Raw genomic sequence first — 25,008 nt, 5'->3', positions numbered from 1 at the left:
GACCACATGAGCAACATCACCACTTCGCAAACCATCGGCCCCTTCCCGCACGAAGCCTGGGCCTGGGCCGTGGAACTGACTTCGCGCGTGGAGAGCAGCGCGCCGCAGGTCAAGATCAAGGGCGCCATCATCGACGGCGACGGCGTCCCCATCAATGACGCCTGGGCCGAAGCCTGGCTGCCGGGCAGCGCCGCGGCGGAAACTTCACATGCCATTCCCGGATATCGCCGGGTGCCCACCAATGAAGAGGGCGGGTTCACTTTTTCGATTTCGCAGCCACAGGCGCCGGCCGGCAAGCCGGTGGCTTACGTGACCGTGTTTGCGCGCGGCCTGGTCAAGCACCAGTTCACGGCGGTCTTCCTGGAAGATGATCCGGCGCTGGCGCAATCGGCGCTGCTGGAGCAGGTCCCGGCTGACCGCCGCCACACCCTGATCGCCCGCAAGCAAGCCGATGGCAGTTACCTGTGGAATATCCACATGCAGGGCGCGAGCGAGACGGTATTCTTCGACTACACCTGAACGCCTGTTGCGGCGTGACGACCCAGGGGATCCGCAGGCTTTGGCCTGCCGGATCCCGTTTGCGTTGGATCGTGCCGCAACGGCAAGCAATGGAGACTTCATGAGCGTTTCGATCTTCGACAGCTTCCTCACCACATCCGACATGATTGCGGTGTTCGACGACCAGGCGGTGGTGCAAGCCATGCTGCGTTTCGAGCAAGTCCTGGCCGAGGCCGAAGCCGCCGAGGGCATCATCCCCGAGGCCGCTGCGCGCGCCATCGCCAGCGTCTGCCGCGCCCCGCTCTATGACATCAATGCGCTGATCGTCGCCAGCCGCCGCGCTGGTGCGCTGGCCATTCCGCTGGTCAAGGAATTGCAGCGCACGGTTGCCCTCTACAGTGAGGAAGCCGCTACCCACGTGCACTGGGGCAGCACCAGCCAGGACGTACTGGATACGGCCATGGTGCTGGTCACGCGCGAGGCGCTGCGGCTGGTCGATGGCGAACTGGACCAGCTGGCGCGCCGACTGCTGGACCTGTCGCAATCCCATCTGGATACGCCGGTGCTGGCGCGCACACTGATGCAACCGGCGCAGGTGACCAGCCTGGGCTTGAAGTTCTGCAACTGGGCGGCGCCCCTGTTGCGCTCGCGCGCGCAACTGCAGGCACTGGCCGAACGCGCCTTGCAGCTGCAGCTGGGCGGCGCAGTAGGCACGCTGGCCGTGCTGGGCGAGAAGGGCCCGGCGGTGGCTGCGCGCATGGCAGCGGCCCTCGACTTGAAGACACCTGATGCCGCCTGGCATACCCAGCGTGACGAATGGATACGCCTGGGCAGCGAGATGGCCGTGCTGGCCGGCAGCCTGGGCAAGATCGCGACCGACCTGTCGTTGATGGCGCAGGGCGAAATTGCCGAACTGGCAGAGCCTTCCGGCAATGGCCGTGGTGGATCGTCGGCGATGCCGCACAAGCGCAACCCGGTGTCGTCCATGATCGCGCTGGCAGCCGCCACCCGTGCGCCTCACCAGGCCGCTGCGTTGCTGGGAGCGATGTCGCAGCAGCACGAACGCGGGCTGGGCAACTGGCAGGCCGAACTGGCCGAATGGCCGGGCTTGTTCCTGGGCGTGCATGGTGCCTTGCGTGCGCTCAATGATGCGTTTGCCGCACTGGTCATCGATGAGGCCCGCATGCTGCGCAATATCGATGCGCTGCAGGGACTGGTATTTGCCGAATCCGCATCGATTGCGCTGGCGGGCGTGATCGGCCGTCCGCGGGCACACGGCCTGCTGGAGCAGCTCACGCGCAAGGCCGTGGCCGATGGCGCGCAGCTGGTCGATGTGCTGGTCGATGCCGTGCAGGCCGATGCGCAGCTGGGCAAGGAAATCGACCTGGCCATGTTGCGCGGGCTGTTCGATCCGGTGCAGGCGACGCGACCTGCGCGCCGCATTGCTGAAGGGCAGCTTGAACACTTGCGCGCGATGCTGGCGCGCTGAATTACTTGATTTCTCCACCTCACTCCACATCACGAGACAAAAGAGAACACCTCATGAGCTACGATCCGCTGGACCATGATTTCGAGCGCGGCATGCGCAATCGCCGCAGTGTGCTGGGCGACGCATGGGTTGACCGTTCGGTGGCCAACGCCACCAACTTCAATGCCGATTTCCAGAACCTGATCACGCGCTTCGCGTGGAATGAAATCTGGGGGCGTCCCGGGCTGGACCACAAGAGTCGGCGCATCATCGTGCTGGCCATCACCATTGCGTTGGGGCGCTGGGAAGAATTTGAACTGCATGTGCGAGCAGGGCTGACGGCTGATCCGGCTACGCGATTGACGCCGGATGAGATGAAGGAAGTGATGATCCAGGCGTCGGTCTATGCAGGTGTGCCGGCGGGCAATACGGCCTTTACGCATGCGCAGAAGATCCTGCGTGAAGTGGGTGAGCAGATCGGCTATGCGGTGGTGCCGCAGGCGCCTGCTGCCAGCGTGCATCCTGGAGTCGGGCGTGAGGGACGGACTGCTTCGTCACCGGCGCTGCATTACACGGTACGTGAGCCGCGCAATGGCAAGGCGCCGCGGCATACGGTGGTGCTGTCACATGCGCTGGGGACCGACCTGATGATGTGGGACGGACTGGCCAACCTGCTGGCAGCCGATTGCCGGGTGATCGCTTACGATCATCGCGGGCATGGCAGTTCGGAGAAGCTCGACGGGCTCTACAGCATGGCGGACCTGGCCGATGATGCGGCACGGTTGTTGCGGGAGCTCGATACCGGGCCGGTGGTGTGGGTGGGCTTGTCCATGGGCGGCATGGTGGGGCAGGAGCTGGCCTTGCGGCATCCGGCACTGGTGCGTGCTCTGGTGCTGGCCAACACCACCTCTGCCTATCCTGAGGCGGCGCGCGAGGTTTGGCAGCAGCGGATTGCTACCGTGCGGGCTCAGGGGATCGAGGTCATTGCAGATGCGGTCATGGGGCGGTATTTCCATGAGGGCTTCCGTGCTGCTCAGGCGGCTACCGTGGCGCGCTATCGTCATCGGCTGGTCACTACCGATGCGGTGGGGTATGTGGGGTGCTGTCATGCTGTGGGGACGGTCGATACTTCTGCCCGGTTGGGGGGCATTCGCGTGCCTTGCCTGGTGATCGCAGGGGAGCTGGATCAGGGGACGCCGGTTGCCATGGCTCAGACCCTTGTTGACGGTCTTGCTGATGCTCGCTTGGAGGTCATTGCGGAAGCTTCCCACGTTAGTGCTGTGGAGCAGCCTGTTGTGTTTGCTGAGCTTGTTTCTGGGTTTATTGGCGAGCTTTGATGGTGTTAGGTTTGGGGCGTAGTCTGCACGGAATTCTGTCCTGCGCTCTAGCTTAATTATTTTCTCTCTCCGGTCGGAAGGACGCGCCGGGGGCGGCCCGGCAGCCGCTCACTTTTCTTGTCTCGCCAAGAAAAGTAAGCAAAAGAAGGCGACCGCAACTGCGCCGCCCTCCTTCGGAGGGTCCCCGCTTCAGTACCCAATAAAACGGGAAAAATAAAGTCGCTTCGCTCCGGTTATTTTTCTGATCCGTTTTATTGGGTACTGAAGCGGCGGCGCAGATGCGGACGGCCGAGACGGCTCGCCTTCGGCATCGCTGCAGACACTACTCGCCTTCGGCTTCGGGTTGATCGGGTTCTTGCTGCGGTTTCTTCATACACTGGCCTCAATCGCCCTTTCCAAATTCTTTCTCGCAGTTGCCTCATATCTTTCGAAAAATATCTTTGTCCTGTATATCCTCGGGCGATTCAGGAAGCCTTGCAGAATCTTCTTCCGTTCTTGCATGAACAACGCTAGCGGAACATAGTCGTACTCCGCACGAATCTGCCGTTCATATTCATCGAAACGATTCGGTGGCGCGGCCAAGATCGACAAGTCGACATCCACCAATAACGACGCGTCACCCTCGACGCCGGGCTGATGGTGCCGAGTTGCCATCACCAGTGCATGCACGCGCTGTGCCATCTCTTCCGATGCGCCGGCATCCACTAGACAACGCCGCGCCCACTCTGCGCTCTTTTCTTCGTTGTCATGACGTTTGACGTCGTAGATGACGTCATGAAACCAGAGTGCCAGTTCCACTTCGCCAGGATGGGAGGATTCGGCGCGCAACTCGTCCCACTTTGCGAAGCACTCTTCGAGGTGTTGAAGGGTGTGATAGTGGCGATGGGGTTCGCGGTAGTGTGAGAGGACCGAGTCAAGCAAGCGCGTATCGGGGCAACCCAGACCCAATTGTTTCCAGGTGAGATCCCAGCGTTGGGTGGTCGGGGTCATGATCGGGGCTTTCGAAAAGAGGGGAGGAAAGATTATCTGTCGATATTCATCTCAATGCGAGAAGCGTACCACCCCGACCAAAGCCGAAGGCGAGTCGGAGACGCGGCGAGGCCGAAGGCGAGCCCGTGGGGGTTGCCGTCCCCATAGAGCCAGCCGTCGCAGCGGAGCGAAAAGTGGATCAGAAGGATAGTCGGAGCGAAGCGACTCTATCCTTCCCACTTTTCGCTTCGCTGCGACGGGGACCTTCCGAAGGAGGGCTGGCTCTTTGGGGTCGCCTTCTTTTGCTTACTTTTCTTGGCGAGACAAGAAAAGTGAGCGGCTGCCGGGCCGCCCCCGGCGCGTCCTTCCGACCGGAGAGAGAAAGCAATTAAGCTAGAGCGCAGGAAAGATTTCCGTGCAGACTACCCCAAACGGCAAACCCAACCCCGTCACCAAACAGAACACAAGAAGGCAAAAAATCAAAGGTAATCAAAAGCAATCAAACCCCAGGATCCCGCACCTTCTCCACCTGATCAAACTCCACGTTATAGAACTCAGACCCGCGCAACTCAGCCTTGCGCATATAAACCGTCTGCACGATATCGCGAGTAGCGGCATCGATGGAAACCGGCCCGCGCACACTCTCCCAGCTCATCCCCTTCATGGCAGCCAGCAGCTTCTCGCCATCCGCATCCCCGCCGGTCTTCTTGAGCGATTCGTAGAGCAGATGCATCCCGTCATAGGCTCCGACGGAATGAAAGTTGGCGCGCATCCCCTTGTTGGCCTTGGCCATGGCGTCCACATATTCCTTGTTGGCAGCAGAGGGATGCGCCGCCGAATAATGATGACTGCTCACCACATCCTTGGCCGCCGCACCGATACCCGCCATCAAATCATCATCGAGCACATCACCCGTACAGATGAGGCGAATCCCGGCAGCCGCCAATCCCCGCTCGGTAAACTGTTTCAGCACGGCAGCACCTTCCCCGGAAGGAACAAAAACGAACAAAGCCTGCGGCTTGGCGTCCTTCACCCGCTGCAGGAAGGGTGCATAGTCCGGATTGCGCAAGGGTACGCGCACGCTCTCCATGACCTTGCCACCGGCCTCGGAAAAAGTCTTCACGAACACTTTCTCAGCATCCAGCCCCGGCCCATAATCGGAAACAAAGGTCACCACACTCTTGATCCCGTTCTTCGCAGCCCAGGAAGCCAGCGGCGAAGTCACCTGCGCCAGCGTAAAGCCGGTCCGCACGATATAAGGCGAACGCTGCGGAATGATCGAAGTCGCCGCCGCCGTCACGATCATCGGCACCTTGGCCTGCGTCGCGATGGGCGCGGCCGCCAGCGCCAGGGGCGTCAAACCGAAACCCATCAATACCTGCGCCTTGTCCCGCGACACCAGCTCCTGCGCCAGCCGCTTGGTCACATCCGGCGAAACGCCGCCATCGTCCTTCAACAGGATCTCCACCTTGCGCCCGGCCACGCTGTCGCCGAACTTCTGCTGATACAGCTTCACCGCCGCCTCGATCTGCCGTCCGGTCGAAGCAAACGGCCCCGACATCGGCACGATCAACCCGACCTTCAATGCATCAGCAGCCCGCGCGACCAGTGGCGCACCCATCGCGGCCAGTGCAGTTCCGGCCAGCACCAGGTGGCGGCGCCGGGTATCGATCATCTCGCTCATCATGTCTCCTCATGTTTTGATTTGTATAAATGATTTACGGCGTAGGCACTACTGCTTCAGAACATTACAAATCCAGCACCAGCAAAGCACTCCGGGCCCGCGAACAGCAAGGCGTGAACTGGTCATTGGCCGCCCTTTCCTCATCGGTCAGGTACTGATCGCGATGATCCGGCTCGCCCTCCAGCACGCGCGTGAGACAGGTCCCGCAGATGCCCTGTTCGCAGGACACCGGCACATCCACACCGTGTTCGCACAAGACCTGGATCACCGTCCGGTCTGGCGGAATCGTGTAGACCTGTCCGCTGCTGGCCAGCTTCACGTCAAACGGGCCATTGCCATCGGCCTGGACCGGCGCAGCACCAAAGTATTCGAAATGAACTTGCGATTCCGGCCATCCGCGCGCACGCGCAGTCTCCACCACATGCGCGATGAATCCCGCCGGGCCACAGACGTAAAGATGGGTGGCCGGATCAGCCTTTGACAGCAACGCATCCAGATCGAGCTTCTGCGCAGCATCGCCATCGTCATAGTGATGCACCACGCGCTCGGCGAATCCCGATCCGGCAATGCGCTCACGAAATGCCTGGCGGGCAGGCGAACGGGCACAGTAATGCATCTCGAAAGACGCCCCGGAGGCCGCCAGCGCCTCGGCCATGCAGAGGATGGGCGTCACGCCGATGCCGCCCGCCAGCAGCAGGCTGTGCTGCGCCGGCACCAGGGCGAACTGGTTGCGCGGCACGCCGATGGTGAGCAGATCACCGACCTTCAGCGCCTCATGCACCGCCACCGAACCACCGCGCGAATTGGCATCGCGCAATACACCGATCTGGTAGCGATGCTGCTCATGCGGGGCATTGCACAGCGAATACTGGCGCAGCAAACCGCCCGGCAGATGCACGTCGATATGCGCACCGGCAGTAAAGCCCGGCAAGGGCGTACCATCCACCGAAACCAGCTCCAACCCGACGATGCCGTCGGCTTCCTCGCGGCGCGCCGCGACCTTGACCTGCAATGTCGTCATCGTCACTCCTCAGGCCGCTGCAGCCTTGCCGGATTCGGCTTCGCGCGCCAGCCACTTGTCCAGCACCTTGCGCGACTGCACACCGCCAGCGTCGATGTTGAGCGCCAGCAGGCGGCGCTCGGGATACTTCAGCAGGTTGGCCTGCTGCAGCTCCAGCATCTCGCGGTCCTCGCCGAAGATCTTGCCCTGCCCTTCGCGGATGGTGTTGGTCAGCTCCTTGTCCTCAGGACGGAAGTGACGCGCCATGCCCCAGAAATACCAGTGCGACGTTTCGGTCTCAGGCGTGATGAAATCCACCACGATGGAGGAAGCCTTGTGCTCCGGCCCGGCCTCGTAGCCCCCCTTGCCGGCATGCGCCACGCCCACTTCGATCATCACGTGGCTGGGCGGCGAAAAGCGGCAGATCTGCCAGCGATCCACCGGCACCTCATCGGCCAATCCATTGCCTCGCAAGGCCATGCGCCAGAACGGCGGCGGCATGATGTTCTCCATGAAGCGGCTGGTAATGACCTGCTCGCCCTCCACCCGCGTATTGACCGGGGCTTCATCGATCTCCTTCTGGCCGATGCTGGAGGCATGCACATAAGTTTCATGCGTGAGGTCCATGAGGTTGTCGATCATCAGGCGATAGTCGCAATTGATGTGATACAAGCCACCACCATAGGCCCACTCGGGATTGTCCGCCCATTCCAGATGATGGATCTGCGCCGGATCGGCCTGCTCCTTGTCACCCGGCCATACCCAGATGAAACCGTAGCGCTCCACCACCGGGAAACTGCGGATGCAAGGAAAGCCCCGCACGCGCTGGCCCGGCATGCTGCGCGTATGCCCGTCGCAGCCCATCTCCAGGCCGTGATAGCCGCACACCAGCTGCCCTTCACGCACGAAACCCAGCGACAACGGCGCGCCGCGATGCGGACAGAAATCCTCGACCGCGGCCACCTTGCCTTCGGCACCACGATAGAACACGATCTTCTCGCCGCAGATCTGGCGGCCCAGGGGCTTGCTTTCGATTTCGTCGGGCGTGCAGGCGACGTACCAGGCATTCTTGGGGAACATGACGGTCTCCTTGGGTGAATTCCTCAACCGGCACCGGCCTTGCATGGCCAGTGCCCTTCTTGATGGACTGCTCCAGCTTGTTCTTTTCCGCAGGTGGCTTGATCCAGATCCTGTCGGGTCTCGCATTTTTCTGTTTTAATATTCAGTACACTGAATGTTAGAAAAGTATCCGTCAATCCGCAGCGCAAGTAAACGCGCTGGCGGACTTTTTTCGTTGCGCGTTGCATCAATTGATTGAGGGAAAACCGCGCGGACCTTACACTGCCGCATCGCTGCCTTCACCTTGCAGCTCATCCATTGCCCGATTGCATCCGACCCTATCCGCCATGCCAGAGACCACGCCGCCCAAGGACGAAAGCCAGCTCATCGATCTCTACGAGCATCCCGGCCACCTGCTGCGGCGCGCGCAGCAGATTTCGGTGTCGATCTTCCATGACGAAACCGGCGGCATCATTACCCCGGTGCAATACGCGATTCTGCGCATGCTGTCGAATCATCCCGGCATCGACCAGGTGAGCTTGTCGGGACTGGTCGCCATCGACACCTCCACCGGTGCCACGGTCTGTGCCCGCCTCGAAGAAAAGGGCTTGCTGGTGCGGGAAGTCATTCCGCACAACCGCCGCCAGCGCGCATTGCGCATCACGCAGGCAGGCGAAGCCCTGCTGGAAGAACTGATTCCCGGCCTGCAGCGCCTGCGCAAGCGCATCCTGGCGCCGCTTGATGAGGCCGAGCAGGAGCAGTTCATGCGGCTGCTGGACAAGCTGGTGCACGAGAACAATCCACAAAGCCGCGCACCGCTCGCACGCTTGCGCGACCAGGATTGCCAGGAGGACTGAGCCTCAGGCTACCGCTACCAGTCGATCCAGTGTTTCGCCATCGTCCAGCAGGCTTTGGCTATCCGAGGCATGCACGATGCGGCCGCGATCGAGCACGATGGCCCGTTGCGTCAGCGACAGCGCCATGCGTGCATGCTGCTCCACCACGATCACCGACATGCCTTCCTCACTGACCAGGCGGCGGATCACCTTCAGCAGCTCCTGTACGATGATGGGCGCCAGCCCTTCCATCGGTTCATCCAGCAAGAGGAGGCTGGGGCTGACCATCAGCGCGCGCGCAATGGCCAGCATCTGCTGCTCGCCCCCGGAGAGCTGGTTGCCCATGTTGTGGCGGCGCTCATGCAGGCGGGGAAAAATCGAATAGATCTTCTGCAAGTTCCATCTGCCGCCACGCTCGACCACCGTCAGGTGTTCCTCCACCGACAGCGAAGGAAACATGAACCGCTCCTGCGGTACCCAGCCCAGCCCGGCATGCGCGCGCTTGTGGGTCGGCACGCGTGCGATGTTGCTGCCGCGCCAGTGGATGCTGCCGCCATGCAGGCGGGTCAGTCCCATGAGCGTGATCAACAAGCTGGTCTTGCCCACGCCATTGCGCCCCAGCAGGGCCAGGCTCTCACCTTCCTGCATCGAGAAGGACAGCTCCTCCAGGACGATGGAATCGCCATAACCGGCGCTCACCTTGTCCAATGCCAGCAGCTCAGGCATGTTCGGCCTCCCCCAGGTAGACTTCCTTGACGCGCTGGTCAGCCGCGATCTCGGCCGGTGTACCTTCGACCAGCACCTTGCCGCCGACCAGCACCGTGATGCGCTCGGCGAAGCGGAAGACCAGCCCCATGTCATGTTCGATGAAGACGATGGTCACCTCGCGTGGCAATTGCGCAATCACTTCGAAGAGTTCACGGCTTTCCGCCGAGGGAATGCCGGCGGCCGGTTCGTCCAGCAACAGCACCTTGGGCTGCGTGGCCAGTGCCAAGGCAATCTCCACCAGCCGCTGCTTGCCATAGGCCAGGCTGCGCGTGATGCTGTTGGCTTCCTGCGCCAGCTTGAGTGAATCCAGCAAGGCCATGGCTTCGCCCACCACCTCGGTCTGGCTGGCCACGGTCTGGTACCACTTGTATTGCAGGCCGCGCCGCTCCTGGATCGCCAGGATCACCGACTCCAGCACCGTGAGCCCGGCAAAGAGCGTATTGATCTGGAAGGTGCGCGTCATACCGCGCTTGACGCGCTCATGCTGGGCCAGCGCGGTAATGTCTTCGCCACCGAACCATACCTTGCCCGCGCTGGGCGCAAAGCCGCCCGTGAGCAGATTGATGAACGTGGTCTTGCCCGCGCCATTGGGGCCGATCAAGGCGTGGCGCGCGCCGGGCGTGAAGGTCAGCGAGATGTCGCTGTTGGCCACGAAGCTGCCCCAGCGTTTGCTTAGCCCTTCGGTACGCAAGGTGGTATCGGCAGGATGCGGATGCAGGCTCATGCGCGGCCTCCCTTGAAGAGCTTGTCACGCAGCACGGCCAGCCCGCCAAGCAGGCCACCGCGCGCAAAGAGAACGATGACGATCAGCAGCAGGCCGATCCAGAATTGCCAGTAGGCCGGATTGAGGCCGGACAGATAATCCTGCGCCAGCATGTAGACCAGTGCACCGACCAGTCCGCCATAGAGGCGACCGGTACCGCCCAGCACCAGGATGATGAGCAACTCGGCCGACCGCGGGAAACCCAGCACATCCAGCCCGACGAACTGCGTGGTCTGCGCCAGCAGGGCACCGGCCACACCGGCCACCGCAGCGGCCACGGTAAAGATCACCACCAGCCGGCGATTGACGTCCGCACCGATGGCCGGCATGCGGCGGCCACCTTCGCGGATGCCGCGCAGGCCCAAGCCGAAGGGTGAATTCACCATCCGCCGCAGCACCACGAACAGCAGCAACAGCACCGCGAAGCTGTAGCCATAAGCCACCCGCCCGTTGAGATCGAACTCGAAGACACCGAAGATCTTGCCCATCACCATGCCCGACAAACCATCCACGCCACCGGTAATGAAGGCCGCCTTGTTGGCCGCCTCGAACAGCATCAGGCCGATGCCCAGCGTCACCATCAGCCGCGTGAGATCTGCTCCGCGCACCACCAGGAAGCTCACCAGGAAACCGGCGATGGCCGCCACCATGCCCGCCAGCAGGAGCCCCGTGATCGGCTCGCCCCAGCCATGGACGGCCAACAGGCCGGCCGTGTAGGCACCCAGGCCGAAGAAGGCCGCATGCCCCAGCGAAACGATGCCGGCATAGCCCAGGATCAGGTCCAGCGAAACGGCGAACAGTCCTACGATCATGATCTGGCTGATCAGCACCAGGTAATCGGGGAAGACGAAATACGCCGCCACCGGCATCAGCCAGAAGACGATTTCCAATGGAGTCCAGCGATCATTGGGCAGGCGCAGTACCGGCCGTGCGGCCGATCGGGTTGAAGTGCTTGCGCTGTTCATCCGCGCCTCCGCATCAGTCCGGCCGGGAACAGGATCAGCAACACCACCATCAGGCCGTAGATGACGAAGGCGCCGATCTCCGGCACATAATATTTTCCGGCGACATCGAACACGCCCAGGATCAGCGCGGCCAGCAGCGGCCCCTTGATGGTACCGGCCCCGCCCACGGCCACCACCAGCAGGAAGTAGACCATGTACTTGACCGGGAAGGTCGGGTCCAGCCCGAGCACGTCAATGCCCAGGCCGCCACCGAGGCCGGCGAGGCCCGATCCGAGCGCAAAGGTCAGGCTGAACACGCGGCTGACATTGATGCCCAGCCCCGCCGCCGCCACCTGGTTGTCGACCGAGGCGCGGATCTGCGCACCGAAACGCGTGCGCTCGATCAAGAGCCCCAGCGCCACCGTGACGATCACCACCACGCCGATCAGGAAGACGCGGTACGCCCCGACATCCAGCCCCAGCAGCGAGACCTGTCCGCGCAGCCAATCCGGCAGCACGACAGGCTGCTGGGTCGGCCCCCATTGCCAGGTGGCCCCGGCCACGGCCATGAAGGTCAGGCCGATGGAAAACAGCACCTGGTCCAGGTGGCTGGCCTTGTAGAGACGGCGATAGAGGGAACGTTCAAGGATCAGGCCGACTAAGGCGGCCGCGATGAAAGCCAGCGGCAGGGTCGCCAGGAAGGGAACGCCGATGCGATTGAGCAGCGTCACGCAGACATAGCCGCCCAGCATGGCGAAGGCACCGTGGGCGAGGTTGATGAAGTTCATCATTCCCATCGTCACCGACAGGCCCACGCTGATGAGGAACAGGAGGCTGCCATAGGCAATGCCATCGAAGAGCACGCCAAGGAAGTTGCCTAGCATGGCACACCTCCCCGGCAAGGACGGGCGGGCGCAGCCGAACGCGGCGCGCAGTCATGATGCGGATGCATGATGCGGTTTGTCTCCTTCTGTCCTGCAGCTCTGTTTTTTTGGCTGCTCCGGAATCGATATAAATTATTTTTCTATTGTGCTGCGCCTGCCTCAATTCATGCTTGATCAATTTTCACGAAGACCCTTGCGATATTCACGGATGGCGCGGCATGGCTACCCGGCCGCGCCATCCCGAACGCATCACACGCGCTCGATCACCATCGCGATGCCCTGCCCCACGCCGATGCACATGGTGCACAGCGCATAGCGGCCACCGGTGCGCTCCAGCTGGTAGGTGGCGGTGGTCACCAGGCGCGCACCGCTCATGCCCAGCGGATGGCCCAGGGCGATGGCGCCGCCGTTCGGATTGACGCGCGCGTCATCATCGGCCACACCCAATTCGCGCAGCACGGCCAGGCCTTGCGAGGCGAAGGCTTCGTTGAGTTCGATCACGTCCATCTGGTCAATCGTCATGTCCAGTTGCGCCAGCACTTTCTTGCTGGCCGGGGCCGGACCCATGCCCATGATGCGCGGTGCGACACCGGCAGTGGCCATGCCCAGGATGCGGGCGCGCGGCTTGAGCTGGTATTTCTCCACGGCGTCGGCACTGGCCAGCAGCAAGGCGCAGGCACCGTCGTTGACGCCGGAGGCATTGCCGGCAGTGACGGTGCCATCCGGCTTGACCACGCCCTTCAGGCGGGCCAGGGCTTCCATGCTGGTCGCACGCGGATGTTCATCCTGGGTCACGGTGATCGGATCGCCCTTCTTCTGCGGGATCACCACCGGTACGATTTCCTGGGCCAGGTTGCCATTGGCCTGCGCAGCGGCAGCCTTGGCCTGGCTGCGCACGGCGAACTGGTCCTGGTCTTCGCGGCTGACCTTGAAATCGACGGCGACATTCTCGGCCGTCTCGGGCATGGCATCCACACCATACTTCTGCTTCATCAGCGCGTTGACGAAACGCCAGCCGATGGTAGTGTCCTGGATCGCCGCCTGGCGCGAGAAGGCGCTGTCGGCCTTGCCCATCACGAAGGGCGCACGGGTCATCGACTCGACGCCACCGGCGATCATCAACTGCGTTTCACCGGACTTGATGGCGCGCGCGGCCGTGCCCAGCGCATCCATGCCGGAGCCGCACAGGCGGTTGATGGTGCTGCCCGGCACTTCCTGCGGCAGGCCCGCCAGCAGCAGCGACATGCGCGCGACGTTGCGGTTGTCTTCGCCGGCCTGGTTGGCGCAGCCAAAGATCACGTCATCGACGGCCTTCCAGTCCACCTGCGGGTTGCGCTCCATGAGCGCGCGCAGCGGCACGGCGCCGAGGTCGTCAGCGCGCACGTCCTTGAGCGCACCGCCGTAGCGGCCGATGGGGGTACGGATGGCGTCACAGATAAATACGTCTTTCATGCATTCCTCACAGCGAAAACGAGATGGGTCACGGAATCAGGCCGCCGGGCGCAGCGGTGCGCCGGTCAGTTCCTGCAGTTGCGCAAAGGACAGGCCCTCGACGATCTCGCGCACCTGCAGGCCTTGCGGGGTCACGTCAATGACGGCCAGGTCGGTGTAGATGCGGTTGACGCAGCCGATGCCGGTGAGCGGATAGGAGCAGGCCTCCACCAGCTTGCTTTCGCCGGTCTTGGTCTGGTGGTCCATCATCACGAACACCTGCTTGGCGCCGATGGCCAGGTCCATCGCGCCGCCCACGGCGGGGATGGCGTCCGGCGCACCGGTGTGCCAGTTGGCCAGGTCGCCCTTGGCCGAGACCTGGAAGGCGCCCAGCACGCAGATGTCCAGGTGGCCGCCGCGCATCATCGAGAACGAATCCGCGTGGTGGAAGTAGGAACCGCCGGTCAAGAGCGTCACCGGCTGCTTGCCGGCATTGATGAGGTCTTCGTCTTCTTCGCCGGGGGCCGGGGCCGGGCCCATGCCCAGCACGCCGTTTTCGCTGTGCAGGAAGATTTCCTTGTCAGCCGGCAGGTAGTTGGCCACCTTGGTCGGCAAGCCGATGCCCAGGTTCACGTAGGCGCCCTCGGGGATGTCCTGCGCCACGCGGGCGGCGATCTCTTCACGGGTAAAGCGCTTCATTGCTGTGCCTCCTTGGTTTGCACGATCCGCTGCACGAAGATGCCGGGCGTGATGATGTTTTCCGGATCGAGCTGGCCCAGTTCCACCACCTCGGTGACTTGCGCGATGGTGACCTTGGCGGCCATGGCCATGATGGGACCGAAGTTGCGCGCCGTCTTGCGATACACCAGGTTGCCCCAGCGGTCGCCGCGCAGCGCCTTGATGAGCGCGAAGTCGGCATGGATGGGCGACTCCAGCACGTAGTGCTTGCCGTCGATGAGACGTGTCTCCTTGCCTTCGGCCAGCATGGTGCCGTAGCCGGTCGGGCTGAAGAAACCGCCGATGCCGGCACCTGCGGCACGGATGCGCTCGGCCAGGTTGCCTTGCGGGGTCAGTTCCAGCTCGATTTCGCCGGCGCGGTAGAGCGCATCGAAGACGTGGGAATCGGTCTGGCGCGGGAAGGAACAGATGATCTTCTTGACGCGCTTGGTCTTGAGCAGCGCGGCCAGGCCCGTATCGCCGTTGCCGGCGTTGTTGTTGACGATGGTCAGGTCGCGCGCGCCCTGGGCGATGAGCGCATCGATCAGGGCCGATGGCATGCCGGCATTGCCGAAGCCACCGATCATGATGGTGGCGCCATCATGGATGTCAGCGACCGCCTGCTCCAAAGAGTCAGAAATTTTATTGATCACGTTGCTCTCACTGTAGATGCGGCGCTTCCAGCTGCGCCTGCGGGATGCCTCGCTGAGCTTGCACTCTCTGCCGTTCAGCCAGGCGGTTGGGACTCGTCTCTGCCGGTGTGGACGGGCATTCCGGCGGCATTTGCAGCGTGACGTTTCCTGCACCGGAATGTTCGATCACCGAACTAATGTTTGATTTTCGCACAAAAAGAGTTTAGCGATCCGGCTTGACGGCCGTCAAGAAAAACCCGCAGGATGTGTTCGCTTGCCGCACAAAACGTTAAAATCCTGACGCATTCAAGGCAGGCCGGAAAATCCGAGCCGCGCCGCCGATGCATCGTCCTGAACCACCCGACCAGAGAGTCCATTCGCGCCCATGTCCACCGCCCCTGCTGCCAAGCCCCGCAAGACCGCCGCCAAGAGCACTCCTGCCGTCAAGGACGCCAAGTCGCTCAAATCGGCCCCGGCCACCACCCGGCGCAGCAAGGCGCGCGACCAGGAACCGGCCGCCGACGCGCCCGGAGCGGAACGCGAGCTGACCATCGCCGAAGAAATCGATGCCCTCACCGACCCCAGCTTCATGACTTCGCTGGCCCGGGGCTTGGCGGTGATCCGCGCCTTCAGCGATTCGCGCCGCAGCCTGACCATCGCCCAGATCAGCCAGAAGACCGGCATCCCGCGCGCGGCCGTGCGGCGCTGCCTGCATACCTTGAAGCAACTCGGCTATGCCGACTCCGACGTCAACAATTTCTCGCTGCGGCCCAAGATCCTGACGCTGGGCTACTCCTATCTCTCGTCGACCCCGCTGACCGTTTCTGCACAGCCCTACCTGAACAACATCAGCCGCACGCTCGGCGAGTCCTGCTCGCTGGCCGTGCTGGACGACAACGAAGTGCTCTACGTGGCACGCTCGGCCACCTCGCGCGTGATGTCGGTGGCACTCAATACCGGCAGCCGCCTGCCGGCCTACTGCACCTCCCTGGGCCGCGCCATGCTGGCGCACCTGCCGGATGAACAGCTCAAAGCCTACTTCGAGAAGGTCAAGCTGCGCGCCCTCACCGACAAGACCGTGGTATCGCAGAAGCGCCTGCGCGACATCCTGGCCGGCGTGCGTGAACAGGGCTATGCGGTCATCGATGAAGAACTGGAAGTCGGCTTGCGCTCCATCGCCGTGCCGGTGCGTGGTGCTTCCGGCAATGTGCTGGCCGCACTGAACGTCGGCGCGCAGGCCGCGCGCGTATCGGTGGCGCAGATGGAAGAAGAGATCCTGCCGGTGCTGCTGCGTGGCGCACAGGACCTGTCGGTGCTGCTGCCCTGAAAACAGGTCCGCGCTCCCCATCGGGGAGGCGGACCGAAGACAAAAGCAGACCCTGCCTTTGCCATGCTGCGGATGTCGGCGCACCCCTCGGGAATCCTGGTGCGCCATCCTCCTCAAGACTGCTTTTCCATCACCGATCAGAATCAGAAGGTGTGACGGATGCCAGACATCACGCCCAGCTGGTTCTTGCCCGCCCCCACCGACCCACCAGCGTCGACAGCCACGGCCGACGTGCCGCCGTTCTTGATGTAGCCCAGCGAGGTATAGAGCGCCGTGCGCTTGGACAGGTTGTAGGTCAGGCGGGCCACCGACAGCGTCACGTCATTGGGGCTGTTCTTCACATTCAGGCGCGAGACCTGCGCATCCAGTACCAGGGTGGTGGTCAGCGGATAGCTCACACCCAGGTAGTAGAGATCGGAATCGGTATTGGTGTTGGCCGCAGCACGGGTGCGACGATCCACCACGCCGCCGCCGATCTTGACGTCACCGATCATGAAGTAGCCGTTGAGCGTGATGCGCTGGTCGCTGTTGCTGCTGCTGGTCAGGCCACCGGCCGCGCCGGTGTTGCCGTACAGGATGTCATAGGACGAAGTCACGCCCCAGCCTTTGCCGTCATAGCCCAACAGGCCCGTGACCTGGCGGCAGGCCTTGCTGTTGCCTGCCACTTCGCCGGCACAGTTGGTGGCGGCCGGACCGCCCGTGGCCGAGGTATCTCGTCCAAAGCTGTAGGTCGCACCCAGCGTGAAGCCGCTGAAGCTGCCGAGGTAGCCGATGGAGTTGTCGCTGCGTGCATTGGGCAGGTACGGGTCGATGCTGCCGATGGCGAAGATGTTGGGGCCCATCACGTCCGTCTTGAGCTGGGAGAGGTAGGTCATGTTGATCTGGCGGCCCAGCGTGACCTGGCCCCAGTCGCTCTTCAAGCCCACATACGACTGGCGCCCGAAGATGCGGTTGCCCTGGCCCATGGCGCCGGTGTCGGGCGCAAAGCCGCTTTCCAGCACGAAAATCGCCTGCAGTCCGCCGCCCAGGTCTTCCGTACCACGGAAGCCGATGCGCGACGGGAAGCTGCCCGTCAGCGACGGCATCTTGAAGACCGAATTGCCATTGGCATTGGCGTTGGTGGTATAGACCACGCCGGTATCGATGATGCCGTAAATGGTCACGGAACTCTGCGCCATGGCCGAGCCCGCCGCGCCCGCAGTCATTGCACATGCGGCAGCGGCCAGGGCTACTGCACGCAGGGTGGTTGTTCTTGTCATTGCCATCTCCTCCTGATTTCATTGAATGGTGAATGGCCGGTGCGCTGCCGGTGCACGCCCTCCTCCAGGCGTACGCCAACGATTCGCCGCTCGCCGGCCGGGTGACTTCCAGTAATGTCAGTCCCTCTGGGTGTACTGCGACTGCCTGTTGCGAATTCCTGCTGCCGTCACGCAATGTTCCGGAACGCGGGCGTAAAAAGCCCCCGCCCCATGGTCAGCGCCATCGGCATGCTTGCCTGCGACGCCTGCGGCGTCAGTTTCAAAATGCGAGTTGGTCGATGCCTCCAGGCGGGCACCGCAGTGTGAAGCGTCTCGTTTCTGGCTTGTTTCTTATTTTTTATAACTTTTATTGGCCGTTCGGTAAGCGAACATCAGTTTGTTTACCGAACGGATGGTGCGATACTATTGTTGGCACCGACGCTTTGTCAACAAGGCGAGCCAAGGAAGGGAAAGCGATACGTCGTCCGTCCGCAACAGTCGGACTGGCGATGCGACAATCAGGACGGCAGCAGAACCGCCCGCGCATCGCCGCTCATCACAATCACAAAGGAGACAAAAAAATGACACTGAAAAAACGCGCAATGCTGGCCGCGATGGCGGCCTCCGCCAGCTTGCTGACATCGCTGGCATACGGTCAGGAAACCATCAAGGTCGGCCTGATCGCCGCCTTCTCCGGCCCCTTCGCCGATTACGGCAAGCAGATGGAAGGCGGCATCAAGGCCTACATGGCACAGCACGGCGACACGGTCGCGGGCAAGAAAATCCAGGTCATCATCAAGGACACCACGGGTCCTTCGCCCGAGATCGCCAAGCGCCTGGCACAGGAACTGGTGGTACGCGACAAGGTGGATTTCCTGGCCGGCTTCGGCCTCACGCCCGAAGCGCTGGCGGTCGCGCCCATCGCTGAACAAGCGAAGAAGCCGATGATCGTCATGAATGCAGCCAGCTCCGTCATCACCACCAAGTCCAGCTACATCGCGCGCTTTTCGATGACGCTGCCACAGGTCTCGGGCCCCATGGCGACCTGGGCGATCAAGAACGGCATCAAGCGCGTGGTCACGCTGGTGGCCGATTACGGACCGGGCATCGATGCCGAGACCGCTTTCAAGACCAACCTCCTGGGCGGTGGCGGCCAGGTGCTGGAATCGATCCGGGTGCCGCTGCGCAATCCTGAATTCGCGCCCTACATCCAGCGCATCAAGGACGCCAAGCCGGAGGCCGTGTTCATCTTCGTGCCGGCAGGCGAGCAGGGCATTGCCTTCATGAAGGGCTATCGCGAACGCGGACTGGCCGAGGCCGGCATCAAGGTCATCGCCACCGGTGACCTGACCGACGACCACGTGCTGCCCGCCATGGGCGACTCCACGCTGGGCGTGATTACCACCTTCCACTATTCGGCCGCGCATGACTCGCCAGAGAACAAGGCCTTCCTCAAAAGTTTTGCCGCCGCCAATCCCGGCGCGGGCCGCCCCAACTTCATGGCCGTGGCCGCATACGACGGCATGAACGCCATCTACGAGGTCAGCAGGAAACTCAACGGCAAGATCGATGGCGACCGTGCCATGGCCCTCCTCAAGAACATGAAATTCACCAGCCCGCGCGGCCCGATTGCCATCGACCCGGCCACACGCGACATCGTGCAGACGGTCTACGTACGCAAGGTGGAGAAGGTCGGCAACGAGGTCTACAACGTCGAATTCGACAAGTTCGACAACATGAAGGACACCGGCAAGTAATCGTCTGCCGATACGCCATGGAAACGCCGGTGATGCAGTGCACACCGGCGTTTTTCTTTGGCGTGCGGGCAGCCGTGCTGGCCGGCGCGCCATCGGTCACGACGACGTCATTTTTTCGACGCGCCGCAGCAATTCCCGTACTGCTTCATCACGCATATTCTGTTCGTTTATCGCCCGCTTTTACTTTGTTCGCACAAACCGGAATGCTGATGGGGCTTGCGTTTACATCCACTTTACTTATACTGAATAAACGTTATAACTTATAACTAATTCAAACGCCGACCACGGCATGACCAGAGACAGCATGAACCATCACAGCGACCTCCTCGACATCCAAGTTCACGGCGCGATCGCCGAGATCGCGCTCAACCGCGCCGCCAAACGCAATGCCCTCAACGATCCGCTGGTGCGTGCCATCCGCGACTGTTTTGAAGACCTGCCCGAAGGTGTGAAGGTCGCCATCATCCATGGCATCGGCGAACATTTCTGCGCCGGTCTCGACCTCTCCGAACTGCGCGAACGCGACACCACCGAATCCCTGCATCACTCGCGCATGTGGCATGCGGCCTTCGAGCAGATCGCCTTCGGCCGCGTGCCGGTGATTGCAGTTCTGCATGGCGCAGTCATCGGCGGCGGCCTGGAACTGGCTTCCGCTGCACACATCCGCGTGGCCGAACCGAGCGCCTTCTACGGCCTGCCGGAAGGACAGCGCGGCCTCTTCGTGGGTGGCGGCGGTTCGGTACGCATCTCGCGGCTGATCGGCGTGGCCCGCATGGCCGACATGATGCTGACCGGCCGCGTGCTGACAGCTGAAGAAGGCCACCAGGCCGGCATCTCGCAGTACAGCGTAGCCGCCGGCACCGGGCTGGACAAGGCGCGCGAGCTGGCCGAACGCATCGCCCGCAATGCGCCCATGACCAATTACGGGATCATGCATGTGCTGCCGCGCATCCATGACCAGTCGATCCAGGATGGGTTGATGACCGAATCGCTCATGGCGGCGGTAGCGGGCAGTGATCCCGATACCAAGGGCCGACTGGCGGCCTTCCTCGATCACAAGCAGAACAAGGTCAAGCCGGCCTGATCACGGCCGCAAAACCGTACAAAGCATCGCAGAAGAATCGGCCCACCATGGCCGGACAAGAGCCACCACAGCGGCCAGCAAGTCAGCAAGTCAGTAATACAGCGCAAGACCACAACAACACACCTGCCCGGCCACGACCAGGCGGGTGACACAACAGAGACATGTATGAACACTCCTCCTCGCTATCGCAGCTTCAGGTTCGGCATCGGCGGCGTTGACGTCGTGCCGGGTGCCGGGGGCATCTCCATCGTCAAGACCCGGCAGCCGCTGGGCGACTATCCTCCACGCCTGACCGACAAGCTCATCCACTGGGCCACCGTTGATCCCGAGCGCACCTACATGGCCCGCCGCGACAAGGATGGCCAATGGCGCCGCATCAGTTATGGAGAGGCCCTGCAAAGCGCGCGCCGCATCGGCCAGGCGCTGCTGCAGCGCGGCCTGTCGGCCGAGCGCCCGCTGCTGATCCTGTCCGAAAACGACCTCGAACACGCCATGCTGGTGCTGGGCTGCCACTACGCAGGCGTGCCGTATGCGCCGGTCTCGTCGGCCTATTCGCTGCTCTCCAAGGACTACGCCAAGCTGCGCCATGCGGTGCAGTTGCTCACGCCCGGCCTGATCTTTGCCGCGCATGGCGAGAAGTTTGCTGCGGCCGTCAATGCGGTGGCGCCCGATATCGAATTCGTCGTCACCGAAGCCCCGCCTGCCGGGCGCGAATGCACGCTGTATGCGGAACTGGAAGCCACCCGCGCGGGCGATGAAGTCGAGCGCGCCTATGCCGCCACCGGTCCGGACACCATCGTCAAGTTCCTCTTCACCTCGGGCTCGACCAAGATGCCCAAGGCGGTCATCAACACCCAGCGCATGATGTGCAGCAACCTGCAGATGATCGTGCAGACCTTCCCCTTCCTGGCTGAAGAGCCGCCCATCCTGATCGACTGGCTGCCCTGGAACCACACCTTCGGCGCCAACCACAACGTGGGCATCGTGATCTACAACGGCGGCACCATGTACATCGACGAAGGCAAACCCACGCCGCAAGGCCTGGCCACCACCCTGGCCAACCTGCACGAGATTTCGCCGACCGTGTATTTCAACGTGCCGGTCGGCTGGGAAGGCATCGCCCACGCGCTGGAGAAGGACCAGGCCCTGCGCGAAAAATTCTACAGCCGGCTGCGCATGCAGTTCTATGCCGGTGCAGCACTGGCGCAACCGGTGTGGGACAAGCTGCATGCCACCGCCGAAGCCACCTGCGGCGAGCGCATCGTGATGTGCTGCGGCCTGGGCATGACCGAGACCTCGCCTTCGGCACTCTTCGTGGCCGACCTGGAAGTGCAGGCCGGGCAGATCGGTATCCCGACGCCGGGCATGGAAATCAAGCTGGTCCCCAATGGCGACAAGATCGAGATCCGCTATCGCGGCCCCAACGTCACACCGGGTTACTGGCGTGCACCGGAACAGACGGCCGAGGCTTTCGATGAAGAGGGTTACTTCCGTTCGGGCGATGCGGTGCGCTGGCTGGACCCGGCCCATCCGGATCGCGGCTTCATGTTCGATGGCCGCGTGGCCGAGGACTTCAAGCTCTACACCGGCACCTGGGTCAGCGTCGGCCCGCTGCGCGCGCTGATTGCGCACGAGGGTGCGCCCTACCTGCAGGATGCCGTCATCACCGGCCAGGACCGCAATGAAGTCGGCATGCTGATCGTGCCCAACATCGAGCGCTGCCGCCAGCTGGCGCAGCTGCCTGCCGATGCATCGCGCGCCGAGGTGCTGCATGCGGCACCGGTGCGCGACTTCTTCCAGGGCATGCTGGAACGCCTGCAAACCCATGCCACCGGCAGCTCCAACCGGGTGACGCGGGCGCTGGTGCTGATCGATCCGCCCTCGTTTGACCGGGGCGAAATCACCGACAAGGGGTCCATCAATCAACGCGCCGTGCTGACCCATCGCGCAGCCCTCGTAGAGGCGCTCTACGCCGGCACCGATCCGGCCCTGCTGACCGCGCAGCCCGCGCTCTCGCCCGCTCACTGAGGAAGCAACAGACATGGCACAAGCAGCTTTCTATTCCAGCTTCAAGGACATCTGGCTCGTCGGCGGCGTACGTACGCCGATGGTGGATTACTGCACCAGCTTCAGCCAGCTCTCGCCCACCGACATGGGCATCAAGGTGGCGCGCGAAGTACTGGCCCGCACCGGCGTCGCCGCGACCGACATCGGCTCGGTGGTGGCCGGCAACATGGCGCCGGGCGATGCCTACCAGTACATGCTGCCGCGCCACATCGGCCTGTACGCCGGCGTCCCCATCACCACGCCGGCCATCATGGTCCAGCGCATCTGCGGTACCGGCTTCGAACTGATCCGTCAGGCAGGGGACCAGATCGAACGTGGCTACACCGAGACAGCGCTGATCGTGGGCAGCGAATCGATGACGCGCAATCCCATTGCGGCCTTCGGCCATCGCACCGGTTTCAAGCTGGGCGCACCGGTGGAATTCCAGGACTACATGTGGGAAGCGCTGGTCGATCCGGCCCCCGGCATCACCATGCCGCAGACCGCCGAGAACCTGGCGAAAAAATATGGCATCACCCGCGCCGAGGTCGACGAATACGCCGCGTATTCCTTCGAGCGCGCGCTCAAGTCGCAGGCGGCCGGCTTCCACGCAGGCGAGATCGTCCCGGTCGTCAACGAGACCTTCCGCCTGGATGGCTACAACGACCGTCACATCAAGCTGCAAGGCAAGGTCAGCGAAGCGACCACCGACACCCATCCGCGCCCGTCACCGGTGGAGGTGCTGGCCAAGCTGCGCACGCTCTATCCGGACGGGGTGCAGACCGGTGGCAACTCCTCGGCGCTGGTCGATGCGGCGGCCGCCACCATCGTCGCCTCGGGCGATTACGTGCGCCGCAACGACAAGCAGCCGCTGGCACGCGTCGTTGCAGCCGCGGTGGCCGGCGTGCCGCCGGAAATCATGGGCATCGGCCCGGTACCGGCCATCCGCACGCTGCTGGAACGCAATGGCCTCACCGTCGCCGACATTGGCTGCTTCGAGATCAACGAAGCGCAAGGCGCGCAGATCGTGGCGGTGGAACGAGAGCTGGGGATCGACCGCGACAAGCTCAACGTCAACGGCGGCGCCATCGCCCTGGGCCATCCCCTGGCCGCAACCGGCGTGCGCCTGTCGATCACGGCCGCACGCGAAATGCATCGCCGGGGTGCGCGCTACTGCGTCGCGTCAGCCTGCATTGGCGGCGGCCAGGGCATTGCCCTGCTGCTGGAAAATCCTGCGGCCTCCCACTGAGCCGCTCATTCGACAAGGACAGACTTCATGCAACTGCAAGGACAAGCCGCCCTGGTGACGGGCGGCGCCTCCGGACTCGGTGCCGAGACCGTGCGCCAGCTGGTCCAGGCCGGTGCCAGGGTTTCCATCCTGGACGTCAACATGGAAGCCGCCCAGGCCCTGGCCGATGAACTGCGCTGCCACGCCGTGCGCTGCGATATCACCGACAGCGCATCGGTAACCGCCGCCCTCGATGCGGCACAAGAAGCCAACGGCGTACCGCGCATCCTCATCAACTGCGCCGGCATCGGTGGCGCCAAGCGTATGGTCGGCAAGGATGGCAGCCCGATGCCGCTGGAGGATTTCAGCCGCATCGTCAACGTCAACCTGATCGGCACCTTCAACGTGATCCGCCTGGCGGCCGCCCGCATGGCTGCCGCCGAGCCGCTGGCCGAGGGCGAACGCGGCGTGATCGTGGCGACCGCCTCGGTAGCGGCCTTCGACGGACAGGTCGGGCAAGCCGGCTATGCGGCCTCCAAAGGAGGCATCACCTCCATGACCCTGCCGCTGGCACGCGACCTGGCGCAACACGGCATCCGCGTGGTGACCATCGCGCCGGGCCTGTTCCTCACGCCCCTGCTCTACAAGCTGCCGGAAGAAGTGCAGCAGTCGCTGGCCTCGTCCATTCCCTTCCCGAAACGCTTGGGCAAGGCCGAGGAATATGCGCAGCTGGCCTTGCATATCGCCACCAATCTATCGCTGAACGGCGAAGTGATCCGGCTCGATGGCGCATTGCGCCTGGCACCGCGTTGAGTACCGAGGAGAATCCATGAGCAAGACCATCATTCATCCGGTGCGCGTGGAATTCGGCGATTGCGATCCGGCCGGCATCGTGTATTTCCCCAACTTCTTCCGCTGGTATGACGCCGCCTCGCGCAACTTCTTCCATGAATGCGGCGTGCCGCCCTGGCGCGATACCGAAAAGACGCGCGGCATCATCGGCACACCGGTGGTGGACATCAGCTCGCGCTTCGTGCGTCCGGCCACCTATGGCGACCGCATCGAAGTGCATTCCACCATCGTCGAATGGAACGACAAGACCTTCGTGATGAAGCACGAGATCAAGCGCGACGGCGAGCTGCTGTGCGAAGGCCGCGACGTGCGTGTCTTCGCCATCCGCCATCCGGAAGATCCGGCGCGCATCAAGGCCATTCCGATTCCGGAAGACATCAGGGAGATGTGCAGTTAAGCAATACGGCAGCAGGCGAGAGGCGGCGACAAGCGGCAGCAAGCCGTATCCGCCCACATCGAGCATTCGAACGAAAATTACAAAGGAGA

Annotated in this window: 24 protein-coding genes; 12 read left to right on the top strand and 12 right to left on the bottom strand. The window is 63.0% G+C overall.

The genetic code is table 11. From position 1 onward, the window contains the following. Nucleotides 1–6: 6 nt before the first annotated feature. From FYB76_RS14510 to FYB76_RS14500, 3 genes are all read left to right on the top strand, one after another. Nucleotides 7–519, top strand: coding sequence for a protocatechuate 3,4-dioxygenase (locus FYB76_RS14510; RefSeq protein ID WP_034336162.1), 513 nt, complete (start codon nt 7–9; stop codon nt 517–519). Nucleotides 520–619: 100 nt separating this feature from the next. Then, nucleotides 620–1,987 carry a 3-carboxy-cis,cis-muconate cycloisomerase gene (pcaB, locus tag FYB76_RS14505; RefSeq protein WP_154134090.1) on the top strand — a complete coding sequence of 456 codons (1,368 nt, stop codon included), beginning with the start codon at nt 620–622 and terminating at the stop codon, nt 1,985–1,987. Between the two features lie 53 nt (nt 1,988–2,040). Continuing rightward, a complete protein-coding gene (locus FYB76_RS14500; protein WP_154134089.1) occupies nt 2,041–3,303 on the top strand; it encodes an alpha/beta fold hydrolase in 1,263 nt (420 codons plus the stop codon). A 369-nt stretch (nt 3,304–3,672) separates the two neighbouring features. Here the strand turns inward: FYB76_RS14500 and FYB76_RS14495 are convergent, their stop codons facing one another. The 4 genes from FYB76_RS14495 to FYB76_RS14480 form a co-directional block, all read right to left on the bottom strand. Further along, on the bottom strand, nt 3,673–4,293 hold the full coding sequence (locus FYB76_RS14495; protein ID WP_154134088.1) for a hypothetical protein: 621 nt from the start codon (nt 4,291–4,293) through the stop codon (nt 3,673–3,675). A 478-nt stretch (nt 4,294–4,771) separates the two neighbouring features. Further along, complete coding sequence (locus FYB76_RS14490) at nt 4,772–5,959, bottom strand: ABC transporter substrate-binding protein (protein WP_154134087.1); 1,188 nt, start codon at nt 5,957–5,959, stop codon at nt 4,772–4,774. A 61-nt stretch (nt 5,960–6,020) separates the two neighbouring features. Then, nucleotides 6,021–6,977 carry a PDR/VanB family oxidoreductase gene (locus FYB76_RS14485; RefSeq protein ID WP_154134086.1) on the bottom strand — a complete coding sequence of 319 codons (957 nt, stop codon included), beginning with the start codon at nt 6,975–6,977 and terminating at the stop codon, nt 6,021–6,023. A 9-nt stretch (nt 6,978–6,986) separates the two neighbouring features. Beyond that, nucleotides 6,987–8,036 carry an aromatic ring-hydroxylating dioxygenase subunit alpha gene (locus FYB76_RS14480; protein WP_088756070.1) on the bottom strand — a complete coding sequence of 350 codons (1,050 nt, stop codon included), beginning with the start codon at nt 8,034–8,036 and terminating at the stop codon, nt 6,987–6,989. Between the two features lie 326 nt (nt 8,037–8,362). Here FYB76_RS14480 and FYB76_RS14475 point away from each other — a divergent pair, with 326 nt between their 5' ends. Continuing rightward, on the top strand, nt 8,363–8,872 hold the full coding sequence (locus FYB76_RS14475) for a MarR family winged helix-turn-helix transcriptional regulator (protein WP_088756069.1): 510 nt from the start codon (nt 8,363–8,365) through the stop codon (nt 8,870–8,872). A 3-nt stretch (nt 8,873–8,875) separates the two neighbouring features. Here the strand turns inward: FYB76_RS14475 and FYB76_RS14470 are convergent, their stop codons facing one another. From FYB76_RS14470 to FYB76_RS14440, 7 genes are all read right to left on the bottom strand, one after another. Further along, nucleotides 8,876–9,577, bottom strand: a complete 702-nt coding sequence (locus FYB76_RS14470) for an ABC transporter ATP-binding protein (protein ID WP_154134085.1) — start codon at nt 9,575–9,577, stop codon at nt 8,876–8,878. Continuing rightward, on the bottom strand, nt 9,570–10,343 hold the full coding sequence (locus tag FYB76_RS14465) for an ABC transporter ATP-binding protein (protein ID WP_154134084.1): 774 nt from the start codon (nt 10,341–10,343) through the stop codon (nt 9,570–9,572). Before FYB76_RS14465 ends, FYB76_RS14470 begins: the two co-directional genes overlap by 8 nt. Beyond that, a complete protein-coding gene (locus FYB76_RS14460) occupies nt 10,340–11,347 on the bottom strand; it encodes a branched-chain amino acid ABC transporter permease (RefSeq protein ID WP_088756066.1) in 1,008 nt (335 codons plus the stop codon). Before FYB76_RS14460 ends, FYB76_RS14465 begins: the two co-directional genes overlap by 4 nt. Then, nucleotides 11,344–12,210: a branched-chain amino acid ABC transporter permease gene (locus FYB76_RS14455; protein WP_088756065.1), complete on the bottom strand. Its 867-nt coding sequence runs from the start codon at nt 12,208–12,210 to the stop codon at nt 11,344–11,346. The genes FYB76_RS14460 and FYB76_RS14455 overlap by 4 nt, the downstream gene beginning before the upstream one ends. Nucleotides 12,211–12,459: 249 nt before the next feature. Continuing rightward, the gene (gene pcaF, locus FYB76_RS14450) at nt 12,460–13,662 is read right to left on the bottom strand and encodes a 3-oxoadipyl-CoA thiolase (RefSeq protein ID WP_154134083.1); all 1,203 of its coding nucleotides are present in this window, start codon (nt 13,660–13,662) and stop codon (nt 12,460–12,462) included. A 36-nt stretch (nt 13,663–13,698) separates the two neighbouring features. Next, on the bottom strand, nt 13,699–14,340 hold the full coding sequence (locus FYB76_RS14445) for a CoA transferase subunit B (RefSeq protein WP_088756063.1): 642 nt from the start codon (nt 14,338–14,340) through the stop codon (nt 13,699–13,701). After that, nucleotides 14,337–15,011 (bottom strand): 3-oxoacid CoA-transferase subunit A, encoded by a 675-nt coding sequence (locus FYB76_RS14440; RefSeq protein ID WP_034336231.1) that lies wholly within the window; start codon nt 15,009–15,011, stop codon nt 14,337–14,339. The genes FYB76_RS14445 and FYB76_RS14440 overlap by 4 nt, the downstream gene beginning before the upstream one ends. 364 nt (nt 15,012–15,375) lie before the next feature. Between FYB76_RS14440 and FYB76_RS14435 the strand changes: the two genes are divergently transcribed. Further along, nucleotides 15,376–16,317: an IclR family transcriptional regulator C-terminal domain-containing protein gene (locus FYB76_RS14435; RefSeq protein WP_088756062.1), complete on the top strand. Its 942-nt coding sequence runs from the start codon at nt 15,376–15,378 to the stop codon at nt 16,315–16,317. A 143-nt stretch (nt 16,318–16,460) separates the two neighbouring features. On the opposite strand, the gene FYB76_RS14430 is transcribed toward FYB76_RS14435, so the two are convergent. Next, the gene (locus FYB76_RS14430) at nt 16,461–17,576 is read right to left on the bottom strand and encodes a porin (protein ID WP_154134082.1); all 1,116 of its coding nucleotides are present in this window, start codon (nt 17,574–17,576) and stop codon (nt 16,461–16,463) included. A gap of 560 nt (nt 17,577–18,136) precedes the next feature. On the opposite strand from FYB76_RS14430, the gene FYB76_RS14425 reads away from it, so the two are divergent. The 7 genes from FYB76_RS14425 to FYB76_RS14395 all read left to right on the top strand — a co-directional run bounded on the left by FYB76_RS14425 (nt 18,137) and on the right by FYB76_RS14395 (nt 24,919). Beyond that, nucleotides 18,137–19,312 (top strand): ABC transporter substrate-binding protein, encoded by a 1,176-nt coding sequence (locus tag FYB76_RS14425; protein WP_154134081.1) that lies wholly within the window; start codon nt 18,137–18,139, stop codon nt 19,310–19,312. Between the two features lie 17 nt (nt 19,313–19,329). Further along, nucleotides 19,330–19,578 (top strand): hypothetical protein, encoded by a 249-nt coding sequence (locus tag FYB76_RS14420; protein WP_154134080.1) that lies wholly within the window; start codon nt 19,330–19,332, stop codon nt 19,576–19,578. A 38-nt stretch (nt 19,579–19,616) separates the two neighbouring features. Then, nucleotides 19,617–20,396 (top strand): crotonase/enoyl-CoA hydratase family protein, encoded by a 780-nt coding sequence (locus FYB76_RS14415; RefSeq protein ID WP_154134079.1) that lies wholly within the window; start codon nt 19,617–19,619, stop codon nt 20,394–20,396. A 165-nt stretch (nt 20,397–20,561) separates the two neighbouring features. Further along, complete coding sequence (locus FYB76_RS14410; protein ID WP_088756058.1) at nt 20,562–22,424, top strand: feruloyl-CoA synthase; 1,863 nt, start codon at nt 20,562–20,564, stop codon at nt 22,422–22,424. 13 nt (nt 22,425–22,437) lie between these two features. Beyond that, a complete protein-coding gene (locus FYB76_RS14405; protein WP_154134078.1) occupies nt 22,438–23,691 on the top strand; it encodes a thiolase family protein in 1,254 nt (417 codons plus the stop codon). Nucleotides 23,692–23,718: 27 nt separating this feature from the next. Beyond that, complete coding sequence (locus FYB76_RS14400; RefSeq protein ID WP_154134077.1) at nt 23,719–24,483, top strand: SDR family NAD(P)-dependent oxidoreductase; 765 nt, start codon at nt 23,719–23,721, stop codon at nt 24,481–24,483. Between the two features lie 16 nt (nt 24,484–24,499). Then, complete coding sequence (locus tag FYB76_RS14395) at nt 24,500–24,919, top strand: thioesterase family protein (protein ID WP_039783928.1); 420 nt, start codon at nt 24,500–24,502, stop codon at nt 24,917–24,919. The last annotated feature ends 89 nt before the right edge of the window (nt 24,920–25,008 follow it).

Origin of the sequence: Herbaspirillum sp. CAH-3, from assembly GCF_009668275.1 — a bacterium.
GTDB classification, from domain to species: domain Bacteria; phylum Pseudomonadota; class Gammaproteobacteria; order Burkholderiales; family Burkholderiaceae_D; genus Herbaspirillum; species Herbaspirillum aquaticum.
Note: the sequence above shows the minus strand (reverse complement) of the source record. Positions and strands in the feature narration are given on the sequence as shown.

Coding starts and splice junctions, on each gene's coding strand:
- pcaB (WP_154134090.1), top strand. CDS start 620: ATGAGCGTTTCGATCTTCGACAGCTTCCTCACCACATCCGACATGATT.
- FYB76_RS14455 (WP_088756065.1), bottom strand. CDS start 12,210: ATGCTAGGCAACTTCCTTGGCGTGCTCTTCGATGGCATTGCCTATGGC.
- FYB76_RS14485 (WP_154134086.1), bottom strand. CDS start 6,977: ATGACGACATTGCAGGTCAAGGTCGCGGCGCGCCGCGAGGAAGCCGAC.
- FYB76_RS14400 (WP_154134077.1), top strand. CDS start 23,719: ATGCAACTGCAAGGACAAGCCGCCCTGGTGACGGGCGGCGCCTCCGGA.
- FYB76_RS14420 (WP_154134080.1), top strand. CDS start 19,330: ATGGAAACGCCGGTGATGCAGTGCACACCGGCGTTTTTCTTTGGCGTG.
- FYB76_RS14410 (WP_088756058.1), top strand. CDS start 20,562: ATGAACACTCCTCCTCGCTATCGCAGCTTCAGGTTCGGCATCGGCGGC.
- FYB76_RS14500 (WP_154134089.1), top strand. CDS start 2,041: ATGAGCTACGATCCGCTGGACCATGATTTCGAGCGCGGCATGCGCAAT.
- FYB76_RS14435 (WP_088756062.1), top strand. CDS start 15,376: ATGTCCACCGCCCCTGCTGCCAAGCCCCGCAAGACCGCCGCCAAGAGC.
- FYB76_RS14490 (WP_154134087.1), bottom strand. CDS start 5,959: ATGATGAGCGAGATGATCGATACCCGGCGCCGCCACCTGGTGCTGGCC.
- FYB76_RS14415 (WP_154134079.1), top strand. CDS start 19,617: ATGAACCATCACAGCGACCTCCTCGACATCCAAGTTCACGGCGCGATC.
- FYB76_RS14495 (WP_154134088.1), bottom strand. CDS start 4,293: ATGACCCCGACCACCCAACGCTGGGATCTCACCTGGAAACAATTGGGT.
- FYB76_RS14425 (WP_154134081.1), top strand. CDS start 18,137: ATGACACTGAAAAAACGCGCAATGCTGGCCGCGATGGCGGCCTCCGCC.
- FYB76_RS14480 (WP_088756070.1), bottom strand. CDS start 8,036: ATGTTCCCCAAGAATGCCTGGTACGTCGCCTGCACGCCCGACGAAATC.
- FYB76_RS14445 (WP_088756063.1), bottom strand. CDS start 14,340: ATGAAGCGCTTTACCCGTGAAGAGATCGCCGCCCGCGTGGCGCAGGAC.
- FYB76_RS14510 (WP_034336162.1), top strand. CDS start 7: ATGAGCAACATCACCACTTCGCAAACCATCGGCCCCTTCCCGCACGAA.
- FYB76_RS14395 (WP_039783928.1), top strand. CDS start 24,500: ATGAGCAAGACCATCATTCATCCGGTGCGCGTGGAATTCGGCGATTGC.
- FYB76_RS14465 (WP_154134084.1), bottom strand. CDS start 10,343: ATGAGCCTGCATCCGCATCCTGCCGATACCACCTTGCGTACCGAAGGG.
- FYB76_RS14475 (WP_088756069.1), top strand. CDS start 8,363: ATGCCAGAGACCACGCCGCCCAAGGACGAAAGCCAGCTCATCGATCTC.
- FYB76_RS14470 (WP_154134085.1), bottom strand. CDS start 9,577: ATGCCTGAGCTGCTGGCATTGGACAAGGTGAGCGCCGGTTATGGCGAT.
- FYB76_RS14460 (WP_088756066.1), bottom strand. CDS start 11,347: ATGAACAGCGCAAGCACTTCAACCCGATCGGCCGCACGGCCGGTACTG.
- pcaF (WP_154134083.1), bottom strand. CDS start 13,662: ATGAAAGACGTATTTATCTGTGACGCCATCCGTACCCCCATCGGCCGC.
- FYB76_RS14430 (WP_154134082.1), bottom strand. CDS start 17,576: ATGACAAGAACAACCACCCTGCGTGCAGTAGCCCTGGCCGCTGCCGCA.
- FYB76_RS14405 (WP_154134078.1), top strand. CDS start 22,438: ATGGCACAAGCAGCTTTCTATTCCAGCTTCAAGGACATCTGGCTCGTC.